21 protein-coding genes are annotated in these 20889 nt (G+C 66.8%); 7 read left to right on the plus strand and 14 right to left on the minus strand.

Translation table 11 applies throughout. The annotated features are described in order from the left end of the window. Nucleotides 1-2: 2 nt before the first annotated feature. Nucleotides 3-326: an HPr family phosphocarrier protein gene (locus GD606_RS14440; RefSeq protein WP_374190860.1), complete on the minus strand. Its 324-nt coding sequence runs from the start codon at nt 324-326 to the stop codon at nt 3-5. A gap of 61 nt (nt 327-387) precedes the next feature. Continuing rightward, nucleotides 388-1293, minus strand: coding sequence for a PTS system mannose/fructose/sorbose family transporter subunit IID (locus GD606_RS14445; RefSeq protein WP_163302850.1), 906 nt, complete (start codon nt 1291-1293; stop codon nt 388-390). A 290-nt stretch (nt 1294-1583) separates the two neighbouring features. On the opposite strand from GD606_RS14445, the gene GD606_RS14450 reads away from it, so the two are divergent. Beyond that, entirely contained in the window at nt 1584-1748 is a 165-nt protein-coding gene (locus GD606_RS14450; protein ID WP_170304579.1) for a hypothetical protein, read from the plus strand. Nucleotides 1749-1759: 11 nt separating this feature from the next. Here GD606_RS14450 and GD606_RS14455 read toward each other — a convergent pair whose 3' ends face one another. Genes GD606_RS14455 through GD606_RS14465 form a run of 3 tightly spaced genes read right to left on the minus strand, consistent with a single transcriptional unit; the run spans nt 1760 to nt 5135 of the window. Continuing rightward, complete coding sequence (locus tag GD606_RS14455; protein WP_163302849.1) at nt 1760-2149, minus strand: gamma-glutamylcyclotransferase family protein; 390 nt, start codon at nt 2147-2149, stop codon at nt 1760-1762. A gap of 29 nt (nt 2150-2178) precedes the next feature. After that, entirely contained in the window at nt 2179-3384 is a 1206-nt protein-coding gene (locus GD606_RS14460; RefSeq protein WP_246298821.1) for a class II aldolase/adducin family protein, read from the minus strand. After that, complete coding sequence (locus GD606_RS14465; RefSeq protein WP_163302847.1) at nt 3384-5135, minus strand: aldehyde ferredoxin oxidoreductase C-terminal domain-containing protein; 1752 nt, start codon at nt 5133-5135, stop codon at nt 3384-3386. Before GD606_RS14465 ends, GD606_RS14460 begins: the two co-directional genes overlap by 1 nt. Nucleotides 5136-5270: 135 nt before the next feature. On the opposite strand from GD606_RS14465, the gene GD606_RS14470 reads away from it, so the two are divergent. From GD606_RS14470 to GD606_RS14485, 4 genes are all read left to right on the plus strand, one after another. After that, a complete protein-coding gene (locus tag GD606_RS14470; RefSeq protein ID WP_163302846.1) occupies nt 5271-6035 on the plus strand; it encodes a hypothetical protein in 765 nt (254 codons plus the stop codon). A gap of 505 nt (nt 6036-6540) precedes the next feature. Next, nucleotides 6541-7776 carry a response regulator gene (locus GD606_RS14475; RefSeq protein WP_163302845.1) on the plus strand — a complete coding sequence of 412 codons (1236 nt, stop codon included), beginning with the start codon at nt 6541-6543 and terminating at the stop codon, nt 7774-7776. A gap of 133 nt (nt 7777-7909) precedes the next feature. Beyond that, nucleotides 7910-9586, plus strand: coding sequence for a DUF1800 domain-containing protein (locus GD606_RS14480; protein WP_163302844.1), 1677 nt, complete (start codon nt 7910-7912; stop codon nt 9584-9586). A gap of 42 nt (nt 9587-9628) precedes the next feature. Next, nucleotides 9629-11002 carry a DUF1501 domain-containing protein gene (locus GD606_RS14485; protein ID WP_176629310.1) on the plus strand — a complete coding sequence of 458 codons (1374 nt, stop codon included), beginning with the start codon at nt 9629-9631 and terminating at the stop codon, nt 11000-11002. A 264-nt stretch (nt 11003-11266) separates the two neighbouring features. Here GD606_RS14485 and GD606_RS14490 read toward each other — a convergent pair whose 3' ends face one another. The 6 genes from GD606_RS14490 to GD606_RS14515 form a co-directional block, all read right to left on the minus strand. Beyond that, entirely contained in the window at nt 11267-11719 is a 453-nt protein-coding gene (locus GD606_RS14490) for a hypothetical protein (protein WP_163303982.1), read from the minus strand. Nucleotides 11720-11873: 154 nt separating this feature from the next. Next, nucleotides 11874-12593, minus strand: coding sequence for a tetratricopeptide repeat protein (locus GD606_RS14495; protein WP_163303981.1), 720 nt, complete (start codon nt 12591-12593; stop codon nt 11874-11876). A gap of 206 nt (nt 12594-12799) precedes the next feature. Further along, complete coding sequence (locus GD606_RS14500; protein ID WP_163303980.1) at nt 12800-13375, minus strand: flavodoxin family protein; 576 nt, start codon at nt 13373-13375, stop codon at nt 12800-12802. Next, nucleotides 13372-13941: a flavin reductase family protein gene (locus GD606_RS14505; protein ID WP_176629311.1), complete on the minus strand. Its 570-nt coding sequence runs from the start codon at nt 13939-13941 to the stop codon at nt 13372-13374. The genes GD606_RS14500 and GD606_RS14505 overlap by 4 nt, the downstream gene beginning before the upstream one ends. Nucleotides 13942-14220: 279 nt before the next feature. Continuing rightward, nucleotides 14221-14796, minus strand: a complete 576-nt coding sequence (locus GD606_RS14510) for a flavin reductase family protein (RefSeq protein WP_163300794.1) — start codon at nt 14794-14796, stop codon at nt 14221-14223. 38 nt (nt 14797-14834) lie between these two features. Continuing rightward, on the minus strand, nt 14835-15353 hold the full coding sequence (locus GD606_RS14515) for a nitroreductase family protein (protein ID WP_163300795.1): 519 nt from the start codon (nt 15351-15353) through the stop codon (nt 14835-14837). Between the two features lie 186 nt (nt 15354-15539). Between GD606_RS14515 and GD606_RS14520 the strand changes: the two genes are divergently transcribed. Further along, nucleotides 15540-15935 carry a winged helix-turn-helix transcriptional regulator gene (locus tag GD606_RS14520; protein ID WP_163300796.1) on the plus strand — a complete coding sequence of 132 codons (396 nt, stop codon included), beginning with the start codon at nt 15540-15542 and terminating at the stop codon, nt 15933-15935. A gap of 332 nt (nt 15936-16267) precedes the next feature. Next, the gene (locus GD606_RS14525) at nt 16268-17404 is read left to right on the plus strand and encodes a GGDEF domain-containing protein (RefSeq protein ID WP_163300797.1); all 1137 of its coding nucleotides are present in this window, start codon (nt 16268-16270) and stop codon (nt 17402-17404) included. A 157-nt stretch (nt 17405-17561) separates the two neighbouring features. Here GD606_RS14525 and GD606_RS14530 read toward each other — a convergent pair whose 3' ends face one another. From GD606_RS14530 to hcp, 3 genes are all read right to left on the minus strand, one after another. Beyond that, nucleotides 17562-17876 carry a cupin domain-containing protein gene (locus tag GD606_RS14530; RefSeq protein ID WP_163300798.1) on the minus strand — a complete coding sequence of 105 codons (315 nt, stop codon included), beginning with the start codon at nt 17874-17876 and terminating at the stop codon, nt 17562-17564. 188 nt (nt 17877-18064) lie between these two features. Then, the gene (locus tag GD606_RS14535; protein ID WP_163300799.1) at nt 18065-18859 is read right to left on the minus strand and encodes an ATP-binding protein; all 795 of its coding nucleotides are present in this window, start codon (nt 18857-18859) and stop codon (nt 18065-18067) included. A gap of 88 nt (nt 18860-18947) precedes the next feature. After that, complete coding sequence (hcp, locus tag GD606_RS14540; RefSeq protein WP_163300800.1) at nt 18948-20561, minus strand: hydroxylamine reductase; 1614 nt, start codon at nt 20559-20561, stop codon at nt 18948-18950. Nucleotides 20562-20889 lie beyond the last annotated feature (328 nt).

Genomic DNA, 20889 nt, shown 5'->3' on the forward strand with positions numbered 1-20889 from the left:
TCCTATCGGAATCGTTTCTGGAACAGCCGGGCCAGGTGGGCCACGGCCTCATCGGCCTGGGGCCCGGTGGCCACGATATCCAGATTGGCGCCGTATCCCGCCGCCAGGGTCAAAATGTCAAGGATGCTTTTGGCGTCCACATCGTCTCCGTTTTGCGCAATGCGCACATCGCACGGGAACCGCTGCGCCTCGCGGGCCAGGATAGCCGCCGGGCGGGCGTGCAGTCCCTGCTCGTTGAGCACGCTCACGGTCATGGACTGCCGTTCGGGCGACAGGGTCAGATCCTCGGACGCAGGGGACTCATCAGCCAATGTTGAGCGTTCCAAACGGTTTGTTCCTTTTGCGTGCATGGTCGGCCCGGTCATGCATCCCGGGCGGAACAGGCCTTCATGATACGCGAAACGCCGTCAAACACAAACCAGCCGCCACCAATGCCGCGAACACCATTTCCCGGGGAAAACGGGGTTCGGTCATGGCCCAGACCCCAAGCCCGGACACGATGATCAGGTCGCTTATGCCCATGGCCCCCACGGCTTTTGGGGCGGTGAGCATCCATAAAAATGTCAGCATGACGGCGTTGACGACCTTGATGCGCCGTCCCCAATTGATGAGATCCCATCGTTTGAGGCGTTTCAAGACCTGAAACCCTTCGCGGTATCCCGCCAAAAAGGTGGCCGCCTTGAAGATGTTGAGCCCCACAAGCATGCACAGGGCCAAAAGGCCCACCCCCAGGGAATGCCCGGTGGCCGCCAGGCAGGCGGCGGCAAGTCCCCACAGGCCGAGCAGGCTGCCGCCGAAAAAGGAGTCGCCCACGGCCGAGAGGGTGTAGGCCGTGGTGGTTTTGATGTCGTCGAGCATGGCCGGGGGCGCCAGCCCCTTGGCGATCTTGACCTCCAGCGACAAAAAAATGCCCACCAGAAGCGGCGCCCACATGGGGTGGCTGTTGTAGACCGTCAGGTGGCGGGCCATGGCCGCCTGAAAGGCCTCGGGATCGGGGTGCGCGGCCCGCAGTCCCGGCTCCATGGCATAGGCCAGGCCGATGTTTTGCAACCCCTGGGTGTTGAAGGCCGCCGCCACCAGATACGACCGGAAGAAACAGCGCCGAAGCGCCCGCAGATCTGGTTCGCCCGCATGGGGCTCCCGCCGCTCATCCAGGATTCCGGCGACGGCTATCCCGTGGGGCGGGCAAAGGGGCTCCGCGTCGGCCCGGCAGGACGAACCGGAGAGGGCGGACGGACTTTGTGCGTCGTCGGCCAGGTCCGTTGCGTGGCGGGGTGCGTGGGAAGGGGACATCACCCGTTTCCGGAGGTTGTGTCGTGCCATGGGGCTTTGGCGCACGACGTTTTCAGGCAACCCATTGTGGCAAATGGCCCATCAAATGACAATCGGTCAATGCGTGTGTTCCTGAAATAGGCTTTCTTCATTGCCCTTGGCGTCGGGCAGGCGTACGCCGCCAACACCGATCAGGCTATCGAGCGGGCCTTGTTCTGCCCGGGGATGGCCGTGGCCTGCTCCTGCCGCTCTTTCAGGGGCTTTCGTCCGGGAGGGAAAGGCGTTATGGAAGAGGCAACAAAGGAGTAGTCATGGACGTGTATCGGCCGACAATCATCAAGTACGGCATCGGATTCGGCTCGGCCCTGGCCATGGCCGTGTCGTTTACCCTTAACAAATCCATTTTCTGGGCCGTGATCCACGGTGTTCTGGGCTGGATCTACGTGGTCTACGCCCTGCTTTTCAAGTCCTACTGATCCCGGCTGGGCTACAGGATTCCCGGCAGGCCGGCATAGTCGCCGCCGGGGGCGCGGCGTCCTTCCGGACGGCGGCAGAGATAGATCTGGGCGGCCAGATCGCGGCCGTCCTCCATGCGGATCGTGGCGAGGGTGCGCACGTACCAGTGGGGGTGGTCCTCCAGGCGGTCCAGGGCGGCCAGGGTGGCCGCGTCTACGGCATAGACCTCGCCCACGATGGGATAGGCGGCCTCGGCGGCATGCACGAAAGGGATCTGCCCGGCCACATGCATGACCAGGCGCTCGACGGTTTCCCCCCGCCCCAGAAACCCGGCGCGCCGTACCAGATGATGGTTGCAAAATCCCCGGCGCAGGGTGCCGTAGACGAAAATCAGGGTCGGCGCCTCGCCGTCTCCGGTCATGCCCCCTCCCTTTGCACCCGGGCCGTGGTTTAGCCCCGCGCCACCCGGGCCAGCACCGCCTCCCGGCAGTCCCGCTCCAGATCAAGCATGGCCGCAAAGGCCCGGTTGAAATCCCTGTCGTCCACGGTGAAGGCCCCATGCCCAAGGACCATGGCCGCCTGGTAGCCGCGCAGGGCCGGGGGCAGGGTATGCACCAGCCCGCACGGGCCGCAGCCCACCTCGCCCGGAACCACGGGAGCGCCGCCGATGCGGCGTTTTTCCCGGCAGGCCACATGGCAGCGGCCCCGGTCGGGACAATCCGTCCGGTCGCAGTCCATGGACAGGATCACGCTGAACTTGGGATGGCCGTGCAGCACCACCTTTGCCGCCGTTTCGGTCACGATGCGGGCGTGGGCCGGAAATTCGCTGGAGGCGGTCAGGGCCGTGCAGGAGGAGCCATCCAGGGGACAGGCCTCGATCTGTCCCTCCAGGGCATCCAGGGCCGCGCCCGTGCGGCTTATGTGCAACACGCCCTCCACCAGGCACGACACGTTGCCGAAGACCGAATCCACCAATCCGCTTTGCACCGTGAGCCGCCCGGCCTCGGCCATGGCCGCCCTGGCCGAGGCCGCGTCGGCCAGGGGCCCCGGGGACAGGGCCGGGGCCGTATCCGGCAGGGGCGGCAATTCGGGCAGGCCGTCCAGAACCCGGCCCATGGCCGCCGCCATGTCCGGCGGCAGTCCTCCCAGGCGGCGGCAGGCCAGGGCGTCGGAAAAAAATTTCACGAAGCAGGCGAAGCACATGGAGCTGACGGTGACAAAGGCCTGTTCCAGGATCATGGACCCGTGGGCCGCCATGGAGCCGTCGGCGAACATGACCCCCTTGCGCCGGGACAGGGCCCGGGCGGCGGCGGAAACGGCCCCCCGGTCCCGGGGCGGCGGCCAGCCCGGCATGTCGAGGACCGGCAGGTCGTGGAAAAAGGTGCGGGTCTCGCAGTCTCTCGGGAAGACGGCGGCCTGCCCGGGGTGCGTCCCGGCCAGGGCGGCCCGGGCCAGGAAGGCGGCTGCCTCCCGGTAGGGCGTCGTCGGCCGGATCAGGATGGCCGCCCCGGCCCCCAGGCTGTCGGCCAGGGCGGTGAGAAAGGCCGCGGCCTCGTCCGGGCCGGTTGCGAAAAAGGCGTCGTCCCGGGCGCACAACGCGGCCTGGCCCTGGGCGCAGATTCCGGCCCGGGCCAGCTTGTCCGCATATCTGGCCATCAGCCGGTCCATGCCAGCCCCAGTTCCCGGGCCGTGTCGGCCCGGGGCAGCCCGGCGGCCGTCAGCCCCCGGATGCGGTAATAGGCGGCCCGGGCGGCCAAGAAGGCGGCCCGGTCGATGGGCGGCACGGCGAAATCCTCTCCCGGCGTGCCGGGCTCGGTGAAAAACCGGGCGGGCAGGTCGTCCTGGTCCACCGCAAACCCCCTGCGGGCGTTAATGATCCGCTCGGCATAGACCACGCGCTCCCCGGCCCGGGCCATCTCCCCGGGATCGGCCGGGTGGCCGGTGGCGGCGCACAGGGCCGGGGCCAGTTCCTCCAGGGAGGCGGCCAGGGTCAGGTACGGGCAGGCCACCAGGCTGTCCAGGGCGGCCAGGACGTTTTCGGCCTGAAAAAGGATGCGGGCCTTGCCCGCGAAGTCGAAACGGTCCGTGGCCACGGGTTTGCGCAGCACCTCGTGGCTGATGCCAAAGGCCCGCAGATGGCAGCCGCCCCGAGTGGAGACGGCGTAGGACAGGGCCAGGCCGTAGGCCCCGCGTGGATCGAAGGCCCCAAGCTCCAGGCCCTTGACGGCCATGGCCGCCCCGGGGAGCCCCGCCCCCCGGGCATAGGCCGCCGCGCCCCGGGCCAACTCCCGGCCAAGGCCCCGGCCATGCCCCATGTCGTCCACCAGGGCCAAGAGCCGCGATGGGGATAGGGGTTCGCCGCTGATCTCGGCATGGCAGGCCAGGACCGAGGCGGCGGAGACCGGGTCCAGTCCCAGGTCGATGCAGCGCGCGTTGGCGGCCACGGCGGTCTTCAGGTCGGGATTGTCCACCAGGGCCGTGAAATGGGACAGGGCGTCCAGGTCCGGCAGGGGCGTCCCGTCCGCCGCCATCCGGCCGCAGGGCAGGTGGCAGGCCCGGCAGCCCGTGCGGCGCGGGGCGTAGCCCCGGGCCAGGGCCGGGGCGTTGACCGCCTTTTGGCCGGGAAATCGGGTGGCGCGAAAATTTTGGGTGGGGGTCATGCCCAGGCTGTCCGTCAGATCCATCAGGGCGGCCGTGCCAAAGCGGGAGAGGCCGTGGGCCCCGGCCAGGGCCGGGGAGGCGGCCGTCAGGCGCATGAGGTCCGCCCGGGCCAGGGAAAGCCCGGCGGCGTCGGCCACATGGACGGCTCGCGAACCGGAGACGGCCACGTAGACCAGGTTTTTTGCGGCCAGACACAGCCCCAGTCCGCCGCGCAGGACATGCCCCGGCCGCCCGGCGACCACCCCGGCCAGGGCCGCGCCGGTCCAGGCCGCCGGGCCCGTACGCAGCACCTCTCCGGGGAAACGCAACCGGGCCGCGATGTCCGTGGCCCCAAGCGCGGTCCAGTCCGGACAGGGCCGCAGGACGGCCTGTCCATCCACGATCTCAAGCCCCGACGGCACATCCGCCCGTCCGGCGACCACCACCCCGGCAAGTCCGGACCCGGCCAGGGCAAAGGCCAGCCGTCCCCCGGCCTGGGCGTCGAACACGGTCCCGGTCAGGGGGGAGATTGCGGCCACGATGGACCGGCCGCACAAGGGGACGGTGGTTCCGGACAGGGGGCCGCCAAAAAGGCACAGGGGCATGTCCGGATGGTCGAAGGGCAGGTGGGCGTAGGGCAAAAGCTCCATGACCGCACGCCCCCGGCCGCCGGGAAAACCCGATGCGCTGGGATTGGCGGTGCGCTCCGGGTGCGCGGTGGTGGCCTCGAGGCGGACGCGCAGGATGTCGCCGGGGGATACGCTCATGGCGCATCCTGGGTATCAGAGCGATCCGCTCCCGGCAATCCCGGCGAAAAATCCTCCCGGCGATGTTTTTTCCTAAACCTTGGCCCGTCCTGGCCGATAAGAGATGCCAAGAGGCTCTTGCCCAAGGAATCGGCCATGTATATCGACACCCTCTCCCTGTCCCTCGGGACCAGCATGCTGACAGGCGGCGCGACCGGGCGTTCCGGCACGTCTTCGGGACGCGGCGCGACCCTGGCCGTGTCCCAGACCTCCATTGGCCGGGAGGAGATCGAGACCTTCGCCGCCGAGATCAGGCGGCGGGCCGATCTGGGCGTGTCCACGACGGATGCGGACCAGACCGGGGACGCCGAGAGCACCGACTCCAAGGGTGCGGCCCTGGCCGCCTCCCTGGCCGATGCCGTGGATTTCATCCGCGAAGAGTACGGGTCCGACGCGGCCACGGCCACCATGGGGCTGGTGCTGCAAAACGTGGGCGACGGGGCCCTGACCGAGGAGAACCTGAGCGACGGGCTGGTGGCGGCCCTGAAGTTTATCGACCGAAACCTCGGCACGGCGGCGGGCGACCGGGTCATCTCGAAGTTCAACGGCTCGCTCAACGACTCCATGAACCGCTATTTCGAAAACGGCCACGAGGAACTGTTTGTCGCCGTGGAAAACGGTGTGGCCTCCACGGGGGCCGCCGCCTCGGCCGCGCTCACGCTGGAGACGGTCGCGGACAGCGACGACGAGGACAGCCAGAGCGCCGAAGACGGCATCCTGGCCATGCTCAAGGAAATCTCCATCCAGCGCGACGCCGAAAACGCCTCGACGGGCGGGGACGCCGCCGTGGCCGATCCCTACGCGGCCTACACAGCCTCCTCCCTTCAGACCTCCGGGATGCTTCTCAACACCAGCATCTAGCGTTGCGTCGTCAAAAACGACGCCAGTATTCTGTAAAAAAACATTTCAAATCGTGATCCTCGCTGTTCGATGCGCCAATTTTTGGGACGCAACGTCAGGGTCGTGTTTTCCAAGGAACGCGGCAGATGAGGGTTGACCCGTCAACAGGACTTTGCACGCATTCTTCCAGCCACATCACGACATAAGATGTCCCAAATAATACAGCGCTGCATTTTCACGTAAGCCGCGCTCTCGCGAGTTGTTTGAGACTGGTGAATTGTCTCGTCGGCCGGACTTCAAAAAGGGGGCTGTGCAACAGGGTTGCACCATGGCCATGTTCCTTTCACTTCGGTGTGCAGGTGTGCAAAATCCGCGTTACATCGGGAAATATCGTTTTCGGCCCTAAACGGATGGCCAGGAACGCCGATACGAATGGCGGGGAGAAAACGCGGCGCGTCCCGGAATGGCAGGGGCGATCCTCCGGCCCGGGACGCAACGCGCGAAAAGCCACCCAGGGAGCACGACCATGACCCATCCCGCCCGCGCCGTCCGATTGCCGCAGTACGCCGTCCCGCCTGGGGCACAGCCCGAACCGGGATTTTCCAACGTCCTGGTGGTGGCCGAAAACGAAGGCCATGGCCGCGTGGACCGGGAGTTCCTGAAAAAGGCCCGCATCTTTTCGCCCCGGGTGGTGTATTCCGCCAAACAGGCCATGGAGGCGCTCTCCCGGCACGGCGCGGACCTTCTCTTGTGCGACGGCCGCCTCACGGACGCCACGGGCCTTGAGTTTGTGGCCGCCATCAAGGCGCATCCCCGCCTGAAGCTCCTCCCGGTCATCATGCTCAGCCTGGAGAACAGCCGGGAGGCGGTCATCGAGGCCGCCAGGCTTGGAGTGTGCGGCTACCTGCTACGCCCCTATTCCCAGGCCGCCTTTTCCAGATACCTGGCCCTGGCCCGGGCCATGCGCGAATTCACCCTGGACGCCGCCGCCGGGATGGCCCAGGCCGCCCGGGAGGTTTTGTCCGGCCGCGCCGACGGCCAGGATGCCGGGATCATCCCCGTGCCGCCCTTGCCGACCGTCGGCGCGGGAGGCGGGCCCGGCCTTTCGTCCGAGGAGGCCCCGCGATTCTACCGGCTGGGACTGCGGCGGCTGGCGGCCGAGGACTACGAAGCGGCGGCCCAGGGCTTTTCCCGGGCCACGACGCTCAACGCCTTGTACGTGGAGGCCCATCTGGGACTGGCCGAGACCTACCGGGCCCGGGGCGACGCGCGGCGCTACCGCGAGGCCATGAAGCGGGCGGCGGACGCCTGCGTCCGGGCCCGGCGCTTCGAGGCTCTGCGCGACCGGTTCGCCCGCATGCTGCAAGCGGATGCCGAGGGGTTCAATCCCTTTTTCGCCCTGGGCAACGAGAACCTGCGTTCCCGGGACTACCAGGGGGCCGTGGCCAGCTACCGCGACGCCCTGTCGCTTGATCCGGACAAGGGGGACATCTTCCTGCAGCTCGGCAAGGCCTACCACTTCCTGCGTCGCAAGGATCTGGCGGTCAAGGCCGTGAGCAGGGGGATGGCGCTTGGCGGGGAGCCGTCCGAGGCTAAGGCCCTGCTTTTCCGGCTTACGGGCCGCGATCCCGACGCCGTGGAGGCCATGGGACAGGAGGGGGCCGAGGCGGACATGACCCTGCCGTGGGCCCTGCGCGTGGCCTGCCGGGTGGCCGGACTGGTCACCGAGGGCCTGTACAAACTGCGTCGCCAGGCGGCCTGAGGCGCACCCCGCTCCGGATGGCCCTCCCCGAGTGGGCGCGACGGGGCGCGACGGGGGGCGTCCCCGTCAGCGCAGCATGTCCCGGGTCCGCCCCAACGTTGACTTTTGCCCTGTCCGCGCTCAAGTTGTCGCCATGGGGCGCGACTACACGACCTTTCGCGCGCGCCGCGCGCCGCATGGCCTTTTCCGGGGCGCGACCGTGTTGTTGCCCCTGGCGGCCGTCCTGGCGTTTGCGTTTTCCCCGGCCGTCTCCCGCGCCGCAGAAATGTCCCCCGACCAGAAGATTCTGCACGTCATAAACCGCCTGACTTACGGCCCGGCCCCTGGCGACGTGGAGCGCGTGCGGGGCATGGGGGTGGCGGCCTTCATCGCCGAGCAACTCGAACCGGACGCCATCCCCCAATCCAAGGAACTTTCGGCCCGGCTGGAGGCCCTGTCCACCACGCGCCTTGGCACGGTGGAGCTTTTTCGGGAATACGGCCCCACCCCGGACAAGTCCGGGGGGCTTGGCCCCAGCCAGGTCTTGGCCGCCCGGGACCGGGCCGGGATCGTGTCCCGCGAGGCGGCCGACGCCCGGCTGTTGCGGGCGGTGGCCGATCCCGCCCAACTGCGCGAACTCCTGGTGGATTTTTGGTACAACCATTTCAACGTGGACGCGGGCAAAGGGCTGGCCCGGCTTTGGGCCGGGGCCTATGAGCGCGAGGCCATCCGGCCCTACGTGCTGGGGCGTTTTTTGGATCTTTTGGCGGCCACGGCCATGCATCCGGCCATGCTCATCGCCCTGGAGAACTGGCGCAATGTGGCCCCGCGCGGGGAGGCGGCCGCATCGGCGTCGGCCGAACCCGCCGCTTTGGGGCCGCAAAACGGGGACGACCGGCAGAACGAAACCCCGGCCCCGGCCGAAACCGACGTCCAGGGCATCAACACGACGTATGCCGCAACGCTCCTGGCCGCGCATACCCTGGGCGACGCCACGGCCTTTTCCGCCACCGACGTGACGGCCCTGGCCCGTGTGTTTACGGGGTGGCGCATCGGCGCGCCGCGTTCGGAGACGGATAAAAACGGATTTGTCTTCGATCAGAAGGCGCACGACCCCACGGACAAGTCCTTTCTGGGGGCGACCATCCAGGGCGGCGGCATGGCCGAGGGGGCGGCGGCGCTACGGTTTCTGGCCGAGCATCCGGCCACGGCCGGGCATGTCTGCCGCAGGCTGGCCGCCTATTTTCTGGCCGGGGAACCCTCGCCCGGGCTGGTGAAACGGTTGTCTGCGGTTTTTTTGCAGTCCGGCGGCGAGATACGGGCGGTTTTGACCACGCTTTTTTCAGATGCCGAGTTTTTCGACGAAAAGCGGTATATGGCCGGATTCAAGTCCCCCCTGCGCCATGTGGTCTCGGCCATCCGGGCCACGGGGGCCATGCCGGACGCCCCCACCCCCCTGGCCGGGGTTTTGGGCCGCATGGAGATGCCCTTGTACCATTGCCCGGATCCGGCGGGGTTCGCCCTGGCCCCGGCAGGCGCGCCCACGGCCCGGGACATGGCCGCCCGGGTGTCCTTCGCCGCCGATCTGGCCTCAGGACGGCTGCCCCTGTGGGCCGAGCTTCCCAAGGGCCTGGCGCCCCAGTCCCTTCTGGCCGCCCTGGGCCGGGCCCAGGCTGCCCAGACTGCGGAGACGCCTGGGGCGAAGACGTCCGGAAAGACGAAATCCGCCGGGAAACGGGCCGCACAGGCCGCCGCCAGCGCCAAGGGCCGGAATGAACCCGCGCACGACGCGGCGATCATCCTGTCCGGGCCGGATTTCGTGAGGTATTGAGGCCATGCTGCGGATAGGTCCAACCCGGATGGGGCGCGTCGCATGAACCGTCGCCATTTTCTCCACGCCCTGGCCCTCCTGGCCGCCGCGTCAGCCTGCCCCGGGGCTGCCGCTGCGGCGCGCCGGGCCGGAAAAAAGCCTGCCGACAAGACCCCGCCCCCCCCGGCCGGGCCGCCGGAGAAGGCCCCATCCCCCGGCCCTGCGCCCGCCCGGCTGGTGGTGGTGTTTTTGCGCGGCGGCGTGGACGCCTTAAGCGTCCTGCCGCCCGCTGAAAACGATTTTTACCGTCTGGCCAGGCCCACCACGGCCCTGGCCCCGACCGGCCGCCCGGGCGGGGTTGTGTCCTTGTCCAGCGGCCTGGGGCTGCACCCGGCCCTGGCCCCGCTGGCGGAGGATTTCCAGGCCGGTCATCTGGCCTTTGTGCAGGGGGTGGGCCTGTCCGAGGCGGTGCTCGACCACGCCACGGCGCAAAAAATCATGGAGGCCGGGGTGGGAGGCGTTTCCTCCCTGGCCGCCGCCAGGGACGGCGGCTGGATGGCCCGGCTGGCCCTGGAGCTGGCCCCCAGACCGGCAGGGACGAAAGCCCCTCCGGACACCACGGTTCGGGCCGTCTTCGCCACCCCACGGCGTCCCCTGATCCTTTCCGGCAAGGCCAGAAGCGTCAATCTGCCGCCCGGCAGGTACGTCTACCCCATGGACGCGGCCACCCTGCCCGACGTCACGGAATTGGACGCGGCCCTGGCCAAATCCTACGGGGCCAAGGGCGTTCCGGCCGCCCTGGCCCGGTCCTTCCGCGAGGGCGCGTCCTTCCGACGGTCGCGTCTGGCGGCGCTCGCCCGGGAGATGGACGCCTCCCGGAGCGGTGACCCTCCGGTGTCGCTTTTTCCCGGGCTGGCCGGGAAACTCGCGGCGCAGATGACGCGCCAGCCCGAACTTTCGCTGGCCTTTCTGGCCTTTGGCGGCTTCGACAGCCATGTCCGCCAGGGCGCGGCCGTGGGACGGCTGGCCGAGGCCCTGGCCCACACGGCCAAGGGGTTGCGTGTCCTGGCCGAAGGCCTGGCCTCGGGGATGGAGCGCACGGTGGTGGCGGTGATCAGCGAATTCGGCCGGTCGCTGGCGGAAAACGGCACGGGTGGCACGGATAACGGCCACGGGGGGCTTACGTGGCTCCTGGGCGGGCCGGTGGTCGGCGGTCGGCTGTACGGCCAGCCGCCGGTCCTGGCCGGGCGCAGGCTGTACCGTGAACACCTGCTGCCGGTGACCATGGACTATCGCCTTCCCCTGGCGGCGGTCCTGCGGGGGCATCTGGGACTTTCGGAGGAGGCCGTCAAACGGGTGTTCCCGGGATTTTCCCCGGACGCATCCCTGATGGGCCTTATACGCGCCAGGCCGGACGCCGCCGTCTCTCCGCCATAGCCCCGAACCCTCGGACTCCGGGCAGGCGGATTTCCGGCGGAACCAAGGCAACGATATTATTTCTTAACGATCCGGACGCGCGCCCTCTGGGGAGCGGCATGTCTCGCAGGCGGCCCGTCGTCAACCCGGCGGACAGCCGACGGCGTTGTCCCGTGGGCGTCGGTCAGGCCGAGACGGGTCGCGTGAAACCAAGGTGTCCCCGGCAGGGGATGCGGGAGGGCGGCGAGACGGGGCCGAACCGTGGTCCGGCCCCGGTGCGGCGGATTACTTTTTGGCTTCTTTGGCCAGCTTCTTCTTGAGGCCCTCGGCATACTGCCGGGACTGTTCGAGGATGTTGTCCACGTTCTCCCCGTTGAGCTTGAGCCCGGCGATCTTGTAGATGCCGTCGAAGGGGATGAAGGCGTTTTTTTTGTCGGCGTAAAGTTCGTCCATGGCCTTGACGGCCTTGGCCGGGTCGCTGATGACATAGGCGTTGAAGCATTCCCGGAACTGCTTGTTGATGTGCTCCGGATCGGCGTCCTTGCCGCGCCCCACGGTGATATCCGTGCACAGGATGCGCACGCCGGTGGCCATGCCGGTGATGAAACAGTGTTTTTCCTTTTCGGTGTAGCCGGCCCACGTTTGAGCGAAACTCGGGGCCGTTTGGGCCACGGCCGAGGCCGCGTTGCCCAGCAGAAGCAGAAAAAGGGCTGTGAGCAGCAGGGTTTTTCTTACCATATCTCTCTCCTTGTCGGATCGTTACGTCATGTGCTCGGCGTTTCGGGCGTACTTTGCCCGGACGGATGGGTCCGGCCTGCTTCCTACGCAAACTCGGCCCGGGCGGCAAGGGGCATTCGCCCGACGCCGCAACGTCGCCAGATCGCGTCGGCGGTCAGATGTCGTTTAAATCGATGGTCTTGGGGCCCGGCTTTTGTTTGGCCGGGGTTTGGGAGGCGCCTGTGCGGCCGCTTTTCGCCCCCTGCCCGTACAATCCCGCCGCCGGGTCGGCCTCTGCCGCGCCGTTGCGCGCGGCCTTGCCCTGGCCGGAGGCCGGGACGGCCTTGCCGCCGCACAGCCCGCGCACGGCCTCCAGGCGGCGCACGGCCGGGGCGTATCCCACCTGGGGCGCGGCGGCCTTTTCATAGGCGGCCAGGGCCTCGCGGCAGTTGCCTTCGGCCAGAAAGATGTCGCCCAGGCGCAGCAGGGCCTCGGGGCTCAATCCCCCCGTGGTCCCGGCCTTGATCAACCAGGGCTTGGCCTGGGCCGTCTCGCCCTGGTTGGCCAGCAAAAGTCCCATGGCCTCCATGGCGTCGCCTTGGCCGGGGTCGGCGCGCAGGGCCGCGTCATAGGCCGTAAAGGCCTTTTTCGCGGCGTCCCGGGTCAGGCTTTGCCCCAGAAACACCTTGGCCTGGGGGGTGTCTGCGGCGGCGAACAGCGTGGCCGCCTGTTCGAAGTTGCCTTGCTCATAGGCCCTCCTGCCCGCCTCGAAGGCCTCCGCCGGTGGCGGCGCGGGGGGCGTCTGGGGGGTGTGGGAGGAACACCCGGCGGTGAATGCCGCCACAGGAACCACGACCAACAGCAGTACGACCGCGCATGCGGCTTTGACGGACATGGCTTCTCCTTGGGGATCCCGGCGATGCGAAGACGGGGTGGCCCGAACCGTCCTGGCGGATTTGGACGTCACGCGGCCCGTCGCCCTCGTCAGCCGCAGTCCAGGGTGTTCTATCCCAAAAGGGGGGTGGGCTTGTCAAATCCCGGGATGCGGCGGCGACCCCGCCTGGACGGGGCAAATGCGGATCGCCGCTGCAACGTGGGGAATCAGGCGTGGATTTTTTTGAGGAGCCAGGCCATGTGCTGGCCCAGGGTGCGCATGGTGCGCAGGCCCTCTTCGTCGCCGCTCACTTCGCCGATTTCCCGACCGAAGCCCATGTTCCAGTAAATGGAGCCGGGCACCACCATCTCGTTGATGAAAAAGAAATGGTTGAGGGAATTGAAGGTGTGGATGGCCCCGCCGCGTCGGGCGGCCACCACCGCCGCCCCGACCTTTCTGGCGAACATGCGGCCGTTGGCGATGGACACCAGCCCGGCCCGGTCGATCAAGGACTTCATGTTGCTGGTCACGTTGGCGAAATAGGTGGGCGACCCGAGCACGATGCCGTCGGCGCCCTGCATTTTTTCAATGAGTTCGTTGAGCTTGTCCTTTTTCTGAATACACTTTTTGTCCTTGGTCTCGAAACATTTGTAGCAGGCCAGACAGCCGCGCAGATCCTGCCCGGCCAGCTGCACATGCTCCGTTTCGATGCCCTCGGCCGTCAGTTCGGACAAAAGCGTGTTGATCATGATGGCGGTGTTGCCGTTTTTCCTGGCGCTGCCGTTGATGGCCAAAACCTTCATGCCTTTTCTCCCTTCATTTTTTTCCCCGCGCTCCAGGCCTCTCCCACCCTCTCGCCCAGGGCGAAATAGCCGTTTTGGGGCATGGTCAGGAGCAGGGGATCGATTTTTGTCATGTCCGGCCGCCCGTCGCTGAGCACATCGGCATGGGCGTGGGCAGCTTTGATCTCGCCGATGAAAAAGGTGTTGGTGGCCACCTCCACGGTCCGGGACACGGCCACCTCCAGGCACAACGGGCATTCCCGGATCATGGGCGCGGTACCGAGTTCGCCGAAAAACACGTTGAAAAGCGCGCCCTTGTCCACGTTGCGGCCCGATACCAGCCCGCAATAGTCGGTCAGTTCAAGGAGCGTCCGGCTGGGAAAGCACATGCTGTACGTCCCGGTCTCCACAATCCCTTGCCGCGTGTACTGCCGGTGGTTGATGGCCGCGCCCACCATGGGCGGCTTGTACGACAGCCGGGTGAACCAGGCCACGGTCATGAAATTGGGCTTGCCGTCCACCATGGACCCCACCAGACAGACCGGCATCACCGGCAACACATTGGGTTCCACCCGTACCATATCCATTGCGCCACCTCCTTGGCGTCGCCTCGGGGAAGGAGCTTCGCCCCCTCCCCGGACCCCTCCCCGCCCGGGGGAATCATTCCCCCCGGACCCCCTGGTCTCCGGGCGTCGTCCCCCGGGGCTTTGCCCCGGGGGACGACGCCCGGGAAGCCAGGGCGGCCGGAGGGCGTGTTCCCGCCTGGCGGCGAGAGGCCGCGAAGCGCGATAAAAGTTTTGAAGGTGGGTCCAGGGAGGAAACTTTTTCAAAAGTTTCCTCCCTGGTCGCCGAAGGCTCCTCCTCCGCTATCCGGCCACGGCGGCCTTGCCGATGGAAAATCCCTGGCCGATGTCCGCGCCAAGGGCCACATAGCGCCGCGCGCCGGGGATGTAGGTGAAAAACCGGGCCTTTTGCGGGTCGACATGCCCCTTTTCGTCCAGGATGGCCGCGTCGGCCTTCACGTCCTTGATCTCGCCCACGAACTGGGTGTGCAGCCCAAGTTCGAAGACATGCAGCACGGCGCATTCGACGATGAGCGGGCATTCGCCCACATAGGGCGCGTCCACCAGCTCGCTTTTGACCGCAGTCAGCCCCAGGGCCGCGAATTTGTCCGTGTTTTTTCCGGAAACCATGCCCGCGTAATCCGTGGCGGCGGCCTGGGCCACGGAGGGGATGGACACGGTGAAGGCTCGGCGGGCCATGATGGCCCCGTGGGTATGGGTGGCGGCGCGCAGGGACACGGCCAGGCAGGGCGGCTTGGAGCAGCAGATGCCGCCCCAGGCGATGGTCATGATGTTGGGCGCGCCTGCCGCGTCGTAAGAGCCCACCAGCCAGGCCGGGGTGGGGGCGGCCAGGGTTTCCGCGCCAAGGGAGATTTTCATGCGAGGCCTCCGGTTGTGGATGTGGTTTGAGGTTGGGGCTATTTGCCCACAAAGGCGTTTTCGTCGATCCGCGCGGGGTTGAAGCGGTCAACGGGGCCGGGAGACTGGACCGGATGCCCGACGACCACGAAGGAATGGGGGATGATGTGCCCGGGCAGGGCGAACATCTTGGAAAAGGCCGCCACCCGTTCCGGCGTCGGATAGACGCCGGTCCATACCGAGCCAAGCCCTGTGGCCCGGGCAGCCAGGAGCATGTTCTGGATGGCGGCGGCGCAGTCCAGCACCCAGTAGCCCGGGTATTTTTCCAGGCTGGCGTCGCCCAGGACCAGGATGCCGACCGGCGCGGTGCGGACCATGGCCGCATAGGGATGAATGTCCGGTATCCTGTCCAGGATGTCCCTGTCCGTGACGACCAGGAACCGCCAGGGCTGGGCGTTCCCGGCGCTGGGCGCGGCCATGGCCGCGCGCAGGAGGGTTTCGATCTGTCCGGGGGAGACGGGCTTGCCGTCGAACTTGCGGATGCTGCGCCGGGTGTGGATGGCTTCCAAGGCGTCCATGGCGTTCTCCTTTCAAGGCTGGTGTCTTCTTTACACTTGGGGGGATTTTATGTAGTACTGTTGAAAAAGCAAGCAGGCACAAATAAGTATGGTAGTATGCTAAAGGAAACTATTGCGCCGGGCGGCGGTATCTGCCGTGACATCACGGGCGGATGAAACAAGCCGTACGGAAAGGAGCGAGCGTCCATGAGCGCCATCGAAGAGCGTCCCGGCGGGGCCTGCACCCTCAAGACCCTGGGCGGGCGCGAATATTACTGCACCATCGAGCTGTGCCTCCAGGTCATCGGCGGCAAGTGGAAGCCCATCATCCTGTGGCGGCTGCACATGGAGGGGGTGCGGCGGTTCGGGGAGCTGAAAAAGGCCATGCCCAACATCACCCAGAAGATGCTCACCCAGCAGCTTCGGGAGCTTGAGGCCGACGGCATGGTCAGTCGGCACGTGCATCCCGAGGTGCCTCCCCGGGTGGAATACGCCCTGACGCCACTGGGGGAAAGCGTCATTCCCATCCTGGAGCGCATGTGCGGCTGGGGCCGGGAGTTCGAGAAGCGGTTCGCCCCGGACGAGTGCGTCGTGGGCTTTTAGCGCGCATCCCCGTCCGGCCGTTGCGGTGGATGGGACAGCCCCGACATTCCGTGTCCTGGCCCCCGGTTGCGGCAGGGGAATTTGATCGCTGCGACCTGCGGGGCTTTCCTTTTTTGTCGAGTGTGATATGTCTCGACGGTCCAGGGGGCGGCTTTTTCTGCGTTCCCCGGCAGCATCTCGTTTACGCGCCAACAATCCTGATGCAGTACCCGCCCCGGGATGTATGAACGGGCGGGGTGAATTCCGGAATACGCCAGCGTTTCCGCATTCGATGTGTTGGCCCCCTGCAGGGGGTCGTCGCGCGCCGGGCCAACCCTGCGCCAGGAAGCCGCATGACCAAATTCGCCTTGACCTGGCGTTACGCCAGCGCCCTGCTGCTCCTGGCCGCCCTGGCCGGGGGGTCGTATCTGTTTCTGGACAGGAGCATGGACCTGGAAAGGCGTCGGGCCGTGGTGATCGACCTGAGCGTGCGGCAGCGCATGCTGGCCCAGAGCGTGGTGATCCTCGGCTTTGTCGCGGATCGCGCAGCCCAGCCGTCCGTCCGGGATGCGGCCCTTGGCGAGATGCAGGGGGCCCTGCGCGAACTGCTTTCGATCCATGCCCGGCTGGGCAGTCTCCAGATCGGAGATTTGGCCCCTCCGGACGCCGACTCCTGGCTGGAGAGCACGCGGCGTCTGGACGTGTTCGTGAACACGGCCCGTACCGTGGCCCGGCAGGTCCAGGCCGGGAAGCCCTTGTCCCATGCCTTGATCATCCGCCTCCATGAGACGGGCGGCCTGGAGCTTTTGGCCGGGCTGGACGCCCTGCTCCTGCATCATCAAAGCGAGAGCGGACAGAGTCTTTTCCTTTTGGACCGTCTGCCGCTGGCGTTTTTTCTCGGGACATTGGCCATCCTGGCCTTCATGGGCGTGATGCTGTTTCGGCCCCTGGTCAACGATATCGTGGCCGACAGGCGCTCTCTGGAGATCGCCAACGAAGAATTGGGCAAGCTGGCCACGGTGGACTGTCTGACCGGGCTTTTCAACCGCCGCAAGTTCGACGAGGTGGTGGTCCGGGAGATGGAGCTGGCCCGGCGTTATGCCGACCATGTCTCGCTTTTGATGTTCGACATCGACCATTTCAAGACCATCAACGACACCCTGGGCCATGCCGTGGGCGACAAGGTGCTGGCGGATCTGGGGCGGCTGGCCGTAACCAGCATGCGTTCCGTGGACTACGTGTTTCGCTGGGGCGGCGAGGAGTTTTTGATCCTGGCCCCGCGCACGGACGACCATGCCGCCTTTGGCGTGGCCGAGAAACTGCGCCAGACGGTTGCGGCCCACTGGTTTTCAGACGGGGTTCGGTTGACGATAAGCCTGGGCGTGGCCGAATACCGGCCCGGGGAAGGCCTGGAGGACTGGCTGACCCGGGTGGACCAGGCCATGTACGCCGCCAAACGCGGCGGCCGCAACAAGACCATGGCCGGATAGGTCTGTGGGTCGCGGGCCGGGCAGGGCAGGATAGGGCAGGATAGGGCAGGGTAGGGCAGGGGGAAAGCCTCCGGCGGCCAAAGGGGCGCAGCCCCTTTGGAAACCCGCCTGGGGAAGAGGTGTTGGATGTGGGGAGCGTGCGACCGGCCCCGTAGCCTCAAATGGGCGGGGCGATGGTCACCAGCACCCGCATGCGGGTCGCGGCCCGCACCCCGTGCGGCTCGGCGATGTCCGACACCAGCACGTCGCCTGCCCGGGCGGGCATGGTCCCGCCCTCGGCCAGAAACTCCCCCTCGCCCTCGATGACCGCGATGGACAGTTGCCCCTCCAGGTCGTGGGAGTGGATGGGCAGTTCCTGGCCCGGCTCGAAATTGAAGTTCAGGATCTTGAAATACGGCGAGTCGTGCACCAAAAGCTTGCCGAAGCCCGTCTCCTTGAACGTCCCTGCCTCGAACAGATTGGTCTTGCGCATAGTCTGTCCTCCCTGATGGCCCGGGCAAACGAAACGCGCCGGGTCGTTGTTCTTTTGAAAAGGCCCTGTCCCATGCAGGCGCATGGCGGCATTCCGCCGAACCGCTGAAAAAGACGAAGTATTTTGAATACAGTCCTTTCAGGATGCGTTTCGCAAACCGCATGGGCAAGCCTTGCCCATGACCGGGACTACCCCATGCAGGCGCACGCACCCTGCGGCCTGGACAGGCCGCCCACCATCTCCCGGGCGATGATCTCGCCCCGGCGCGACACCACGACGCGCTTCACCGGCAGGTTGCAGCCCGATCCCTCCACGGCCGCCAGGGCGATGCGGTGCAGCCCGTGGCAGCACGGCACCTCCATCTCCAGGACCGTGATGTCCGAGATGCCCGAGGTCCGGATCATGTCCGTCAGCTTGGCCACGTAGGCCGCCGCGTCGTCGAACTTGGGGCAGCCGATGGCCACGCAACGTCCGGCCAGGAAGTCGTGGTAGCCCGGAAACGAGGCCGGAACGCAGTCTGCGGCCAGAAGCAGGCTCGCCCCGCGCAGAAACGGCGCGTCGGGCGGGATGAGCCGCAACTGGATGGGCCAGTGGGACAGGGCCGAGGTCCGTCCCGTTCCCGACATGGAGGCTCCGGCGGCGGAGGCGGCGAACCCTGTGGGGGCGTTGGCCTTCTCGCACGGCGAAAGGGTCATCACGTTGCTTGATGGGCAGCCGCAGGGCATGGGAGCGGCCTTTTCGGCGGCCAGCATGGCCTGCACGGCCTGCTCGTCAAAGGCCTCGGCCGGGCGTTCGACGATTTTGAGCGCGCCCGTGGGGCATTCGCCGAGGCAGGCCCCCAGGCCGTCGCAATACCGCTCGGCCACAAGCCGGGCCTTGCCGTCCACGATGCGCAGCGCCCCCTCGGCGCAGCCCGTGATGCACTGGCCGCAGCCGTTGCACAGCTTTTCGTCGATTTCGATGATCTTTCGCGTGGCGTTCATATGTCTTCCTTTGACCCTTGGGTCGGGGAGGCTTCGACCGAATCCGGATCAGCCTCCCCTGGCCTCAGGTGTTGTGCATGGACCCCGGCTAGCCGAGGATGGCCTTCAAGTCCTCGTCAGGCGTGGTGATGGGTTTGATGTCATAGGTTTCCACCAGGAACTTCAGGACGTTGGGCGTCAAAAAGGCGGGCAGGGACGGTCCCAGTCGGATGTTTTTGATGCCCAGCGACAAAAGCGTGAGCAGAATGGCCACGGCCTTTTGCTCGTACCAGGACAGGACCATGGACAGGGGCAGGTCGTTGACCCCGCACTCGAAGGCCTTGGCCAGGGCCACGGCCACCTGGATGGCCGAATAGGCGTCGTTGCACTGGCCGATGTCCAGAAGGCGCGGGATGCCGCCGATGTCGCCGAGCTTTTGGTCGAAGAAGCGGAACTTGCCGCAGGCCAGGGTCAGGATCACGGTGTCGGCCGGGGCCTTCTCCACAAACTCGGTGTAGTAGTTGCGCCCGGGCTTGGCCCCGTCGCAACCGGCCACCAGGAAGAAGTGGCGGATCTTTCCGGCCTTGACCGCGTCGATGACCGCTCCGGCCACGCCCAGGATGGCGTTTCTGGCGAATCCCACCATGACCGATCCCTTGTCCGTGTCCTCGGCAAATCCCGGCATGGCCAGGGCCTTGGCGATGACCGGGCCGAAGTCGCCGTTTTTGACGTGGGTCACGCCCGGCCAGCCCACAAGGCCCGTGGTGAAGATGTTGTCCTGATAGACGGCCCCGGGCTTCTGGATGCAGTTGGTGGTCATGAGGATGGCCCCTGGGAAGACCGCGAATTCCTTCTGCTGGTTCTGCCAGGCCGTGCCGTAGTGGCCGTAAAAATGCTTGAATTTTTTCAGTTCCGGATAGCCGTGGCAGGGCAGCATTTCGCCGTGGGTGTAGATGAAAATGCCCTTGCCCTCGGTCTGCTTCAAAAGATCGTGCAGGTCTTTCAGATCATGCCCCGAAACCAGGATGGCCTTGCCCGCCTTGGCCCCCAGGGGAACCTCGGTGGGTACGGGGTGGCCGTAGGTTCCGGTGTTGGCCGCGTCGAGCAGCTCCATGGCCTTGAGGTTGGCCTGGCCGCATTCGAGGACCAGGGCGACCATGGCCCCCAGGTCCAGGGAGGGGTCGAAAACCGCCGCCAGGGCCTTGTGCGTGAACTCGGCCACGGCGTCGTCCGTATGCCCCAGGATGGCGGCATGGTCGGCATAGGCGGCCACGCCCTTGAGGCCGAAAATGAGCGTATGCTTCAGCGACAAGACGTCGGGGTCCACGGCCGGAATGCTTTTGAGCCCGTGCTCATGGCCCTGGGCGGTAAGGCCGTCCAGGGATTTCGCCGGTTCATAGTCCGCCGGGCCGCCGGTGACGGCCAGGCCCGCCTTGGCCGCCAGGGCCTTGCGCATGGCCACGGTCTTTTCAATCAGGGCCGGAAACCGCTCGGGGTCGAAATTGACGTTGGTCAGGGTGGAGAACATGGCGGCCATGGTGAAATGGTTGACCTCGGGGTCCACCACGCCCTTTTCCCTGGCCGCGTGGGCCACCTGGGACAGTCCGCACAAGGCGTAGACCAGGAGATCCTGGAGATCGGACACCTCGGGCTTTTTGCCGCACACGCCGAGCTTGTCACAGCCGAGACCCTTGGCGGTCTGTTCGCATTGGTAACAAAACATGTTCACGTCCTCCTGTTGAAAGTTGGCATTTGCCGTGTTGGGACAAGAGATACATCCCCTGGCCCGATGCGCCCTTGACGTAAGTCAAAAGGGGCAAGATTTTTCCGGGGATGGGGCCGCCGCCCCAGACCCCGCCCGGGGGGAATCATTCCCCCCGGACCCCCCGTTCCCGGGCGCGTAGCCGCGCAAGCAAGGCTTGCGCGGCTACGCGCCCGGAAAGGCGGGGAGTTTGCGGGAAACGGTATACCTGTGGGCGGGAAGAGGCAAAGCTATTGAAAGTTTTTGGGAGAGGGGTCCAGGGGAGAACCCTTTTTCCAAAAAGGGTTCT

This window comes from Desulfolutivibrio sulfodismutans DSM 3696 (genome assembly GCF_013376455.1).
GTDB classification, from domain to species: domain Bacteria; phylum Desulfobacterota; class Desulfovibrionia; order Desulfovibrionales; family Desulfovibrionaceae; genus Desulfolutivibrio; species Desulfolutivibrio sulfodismutans.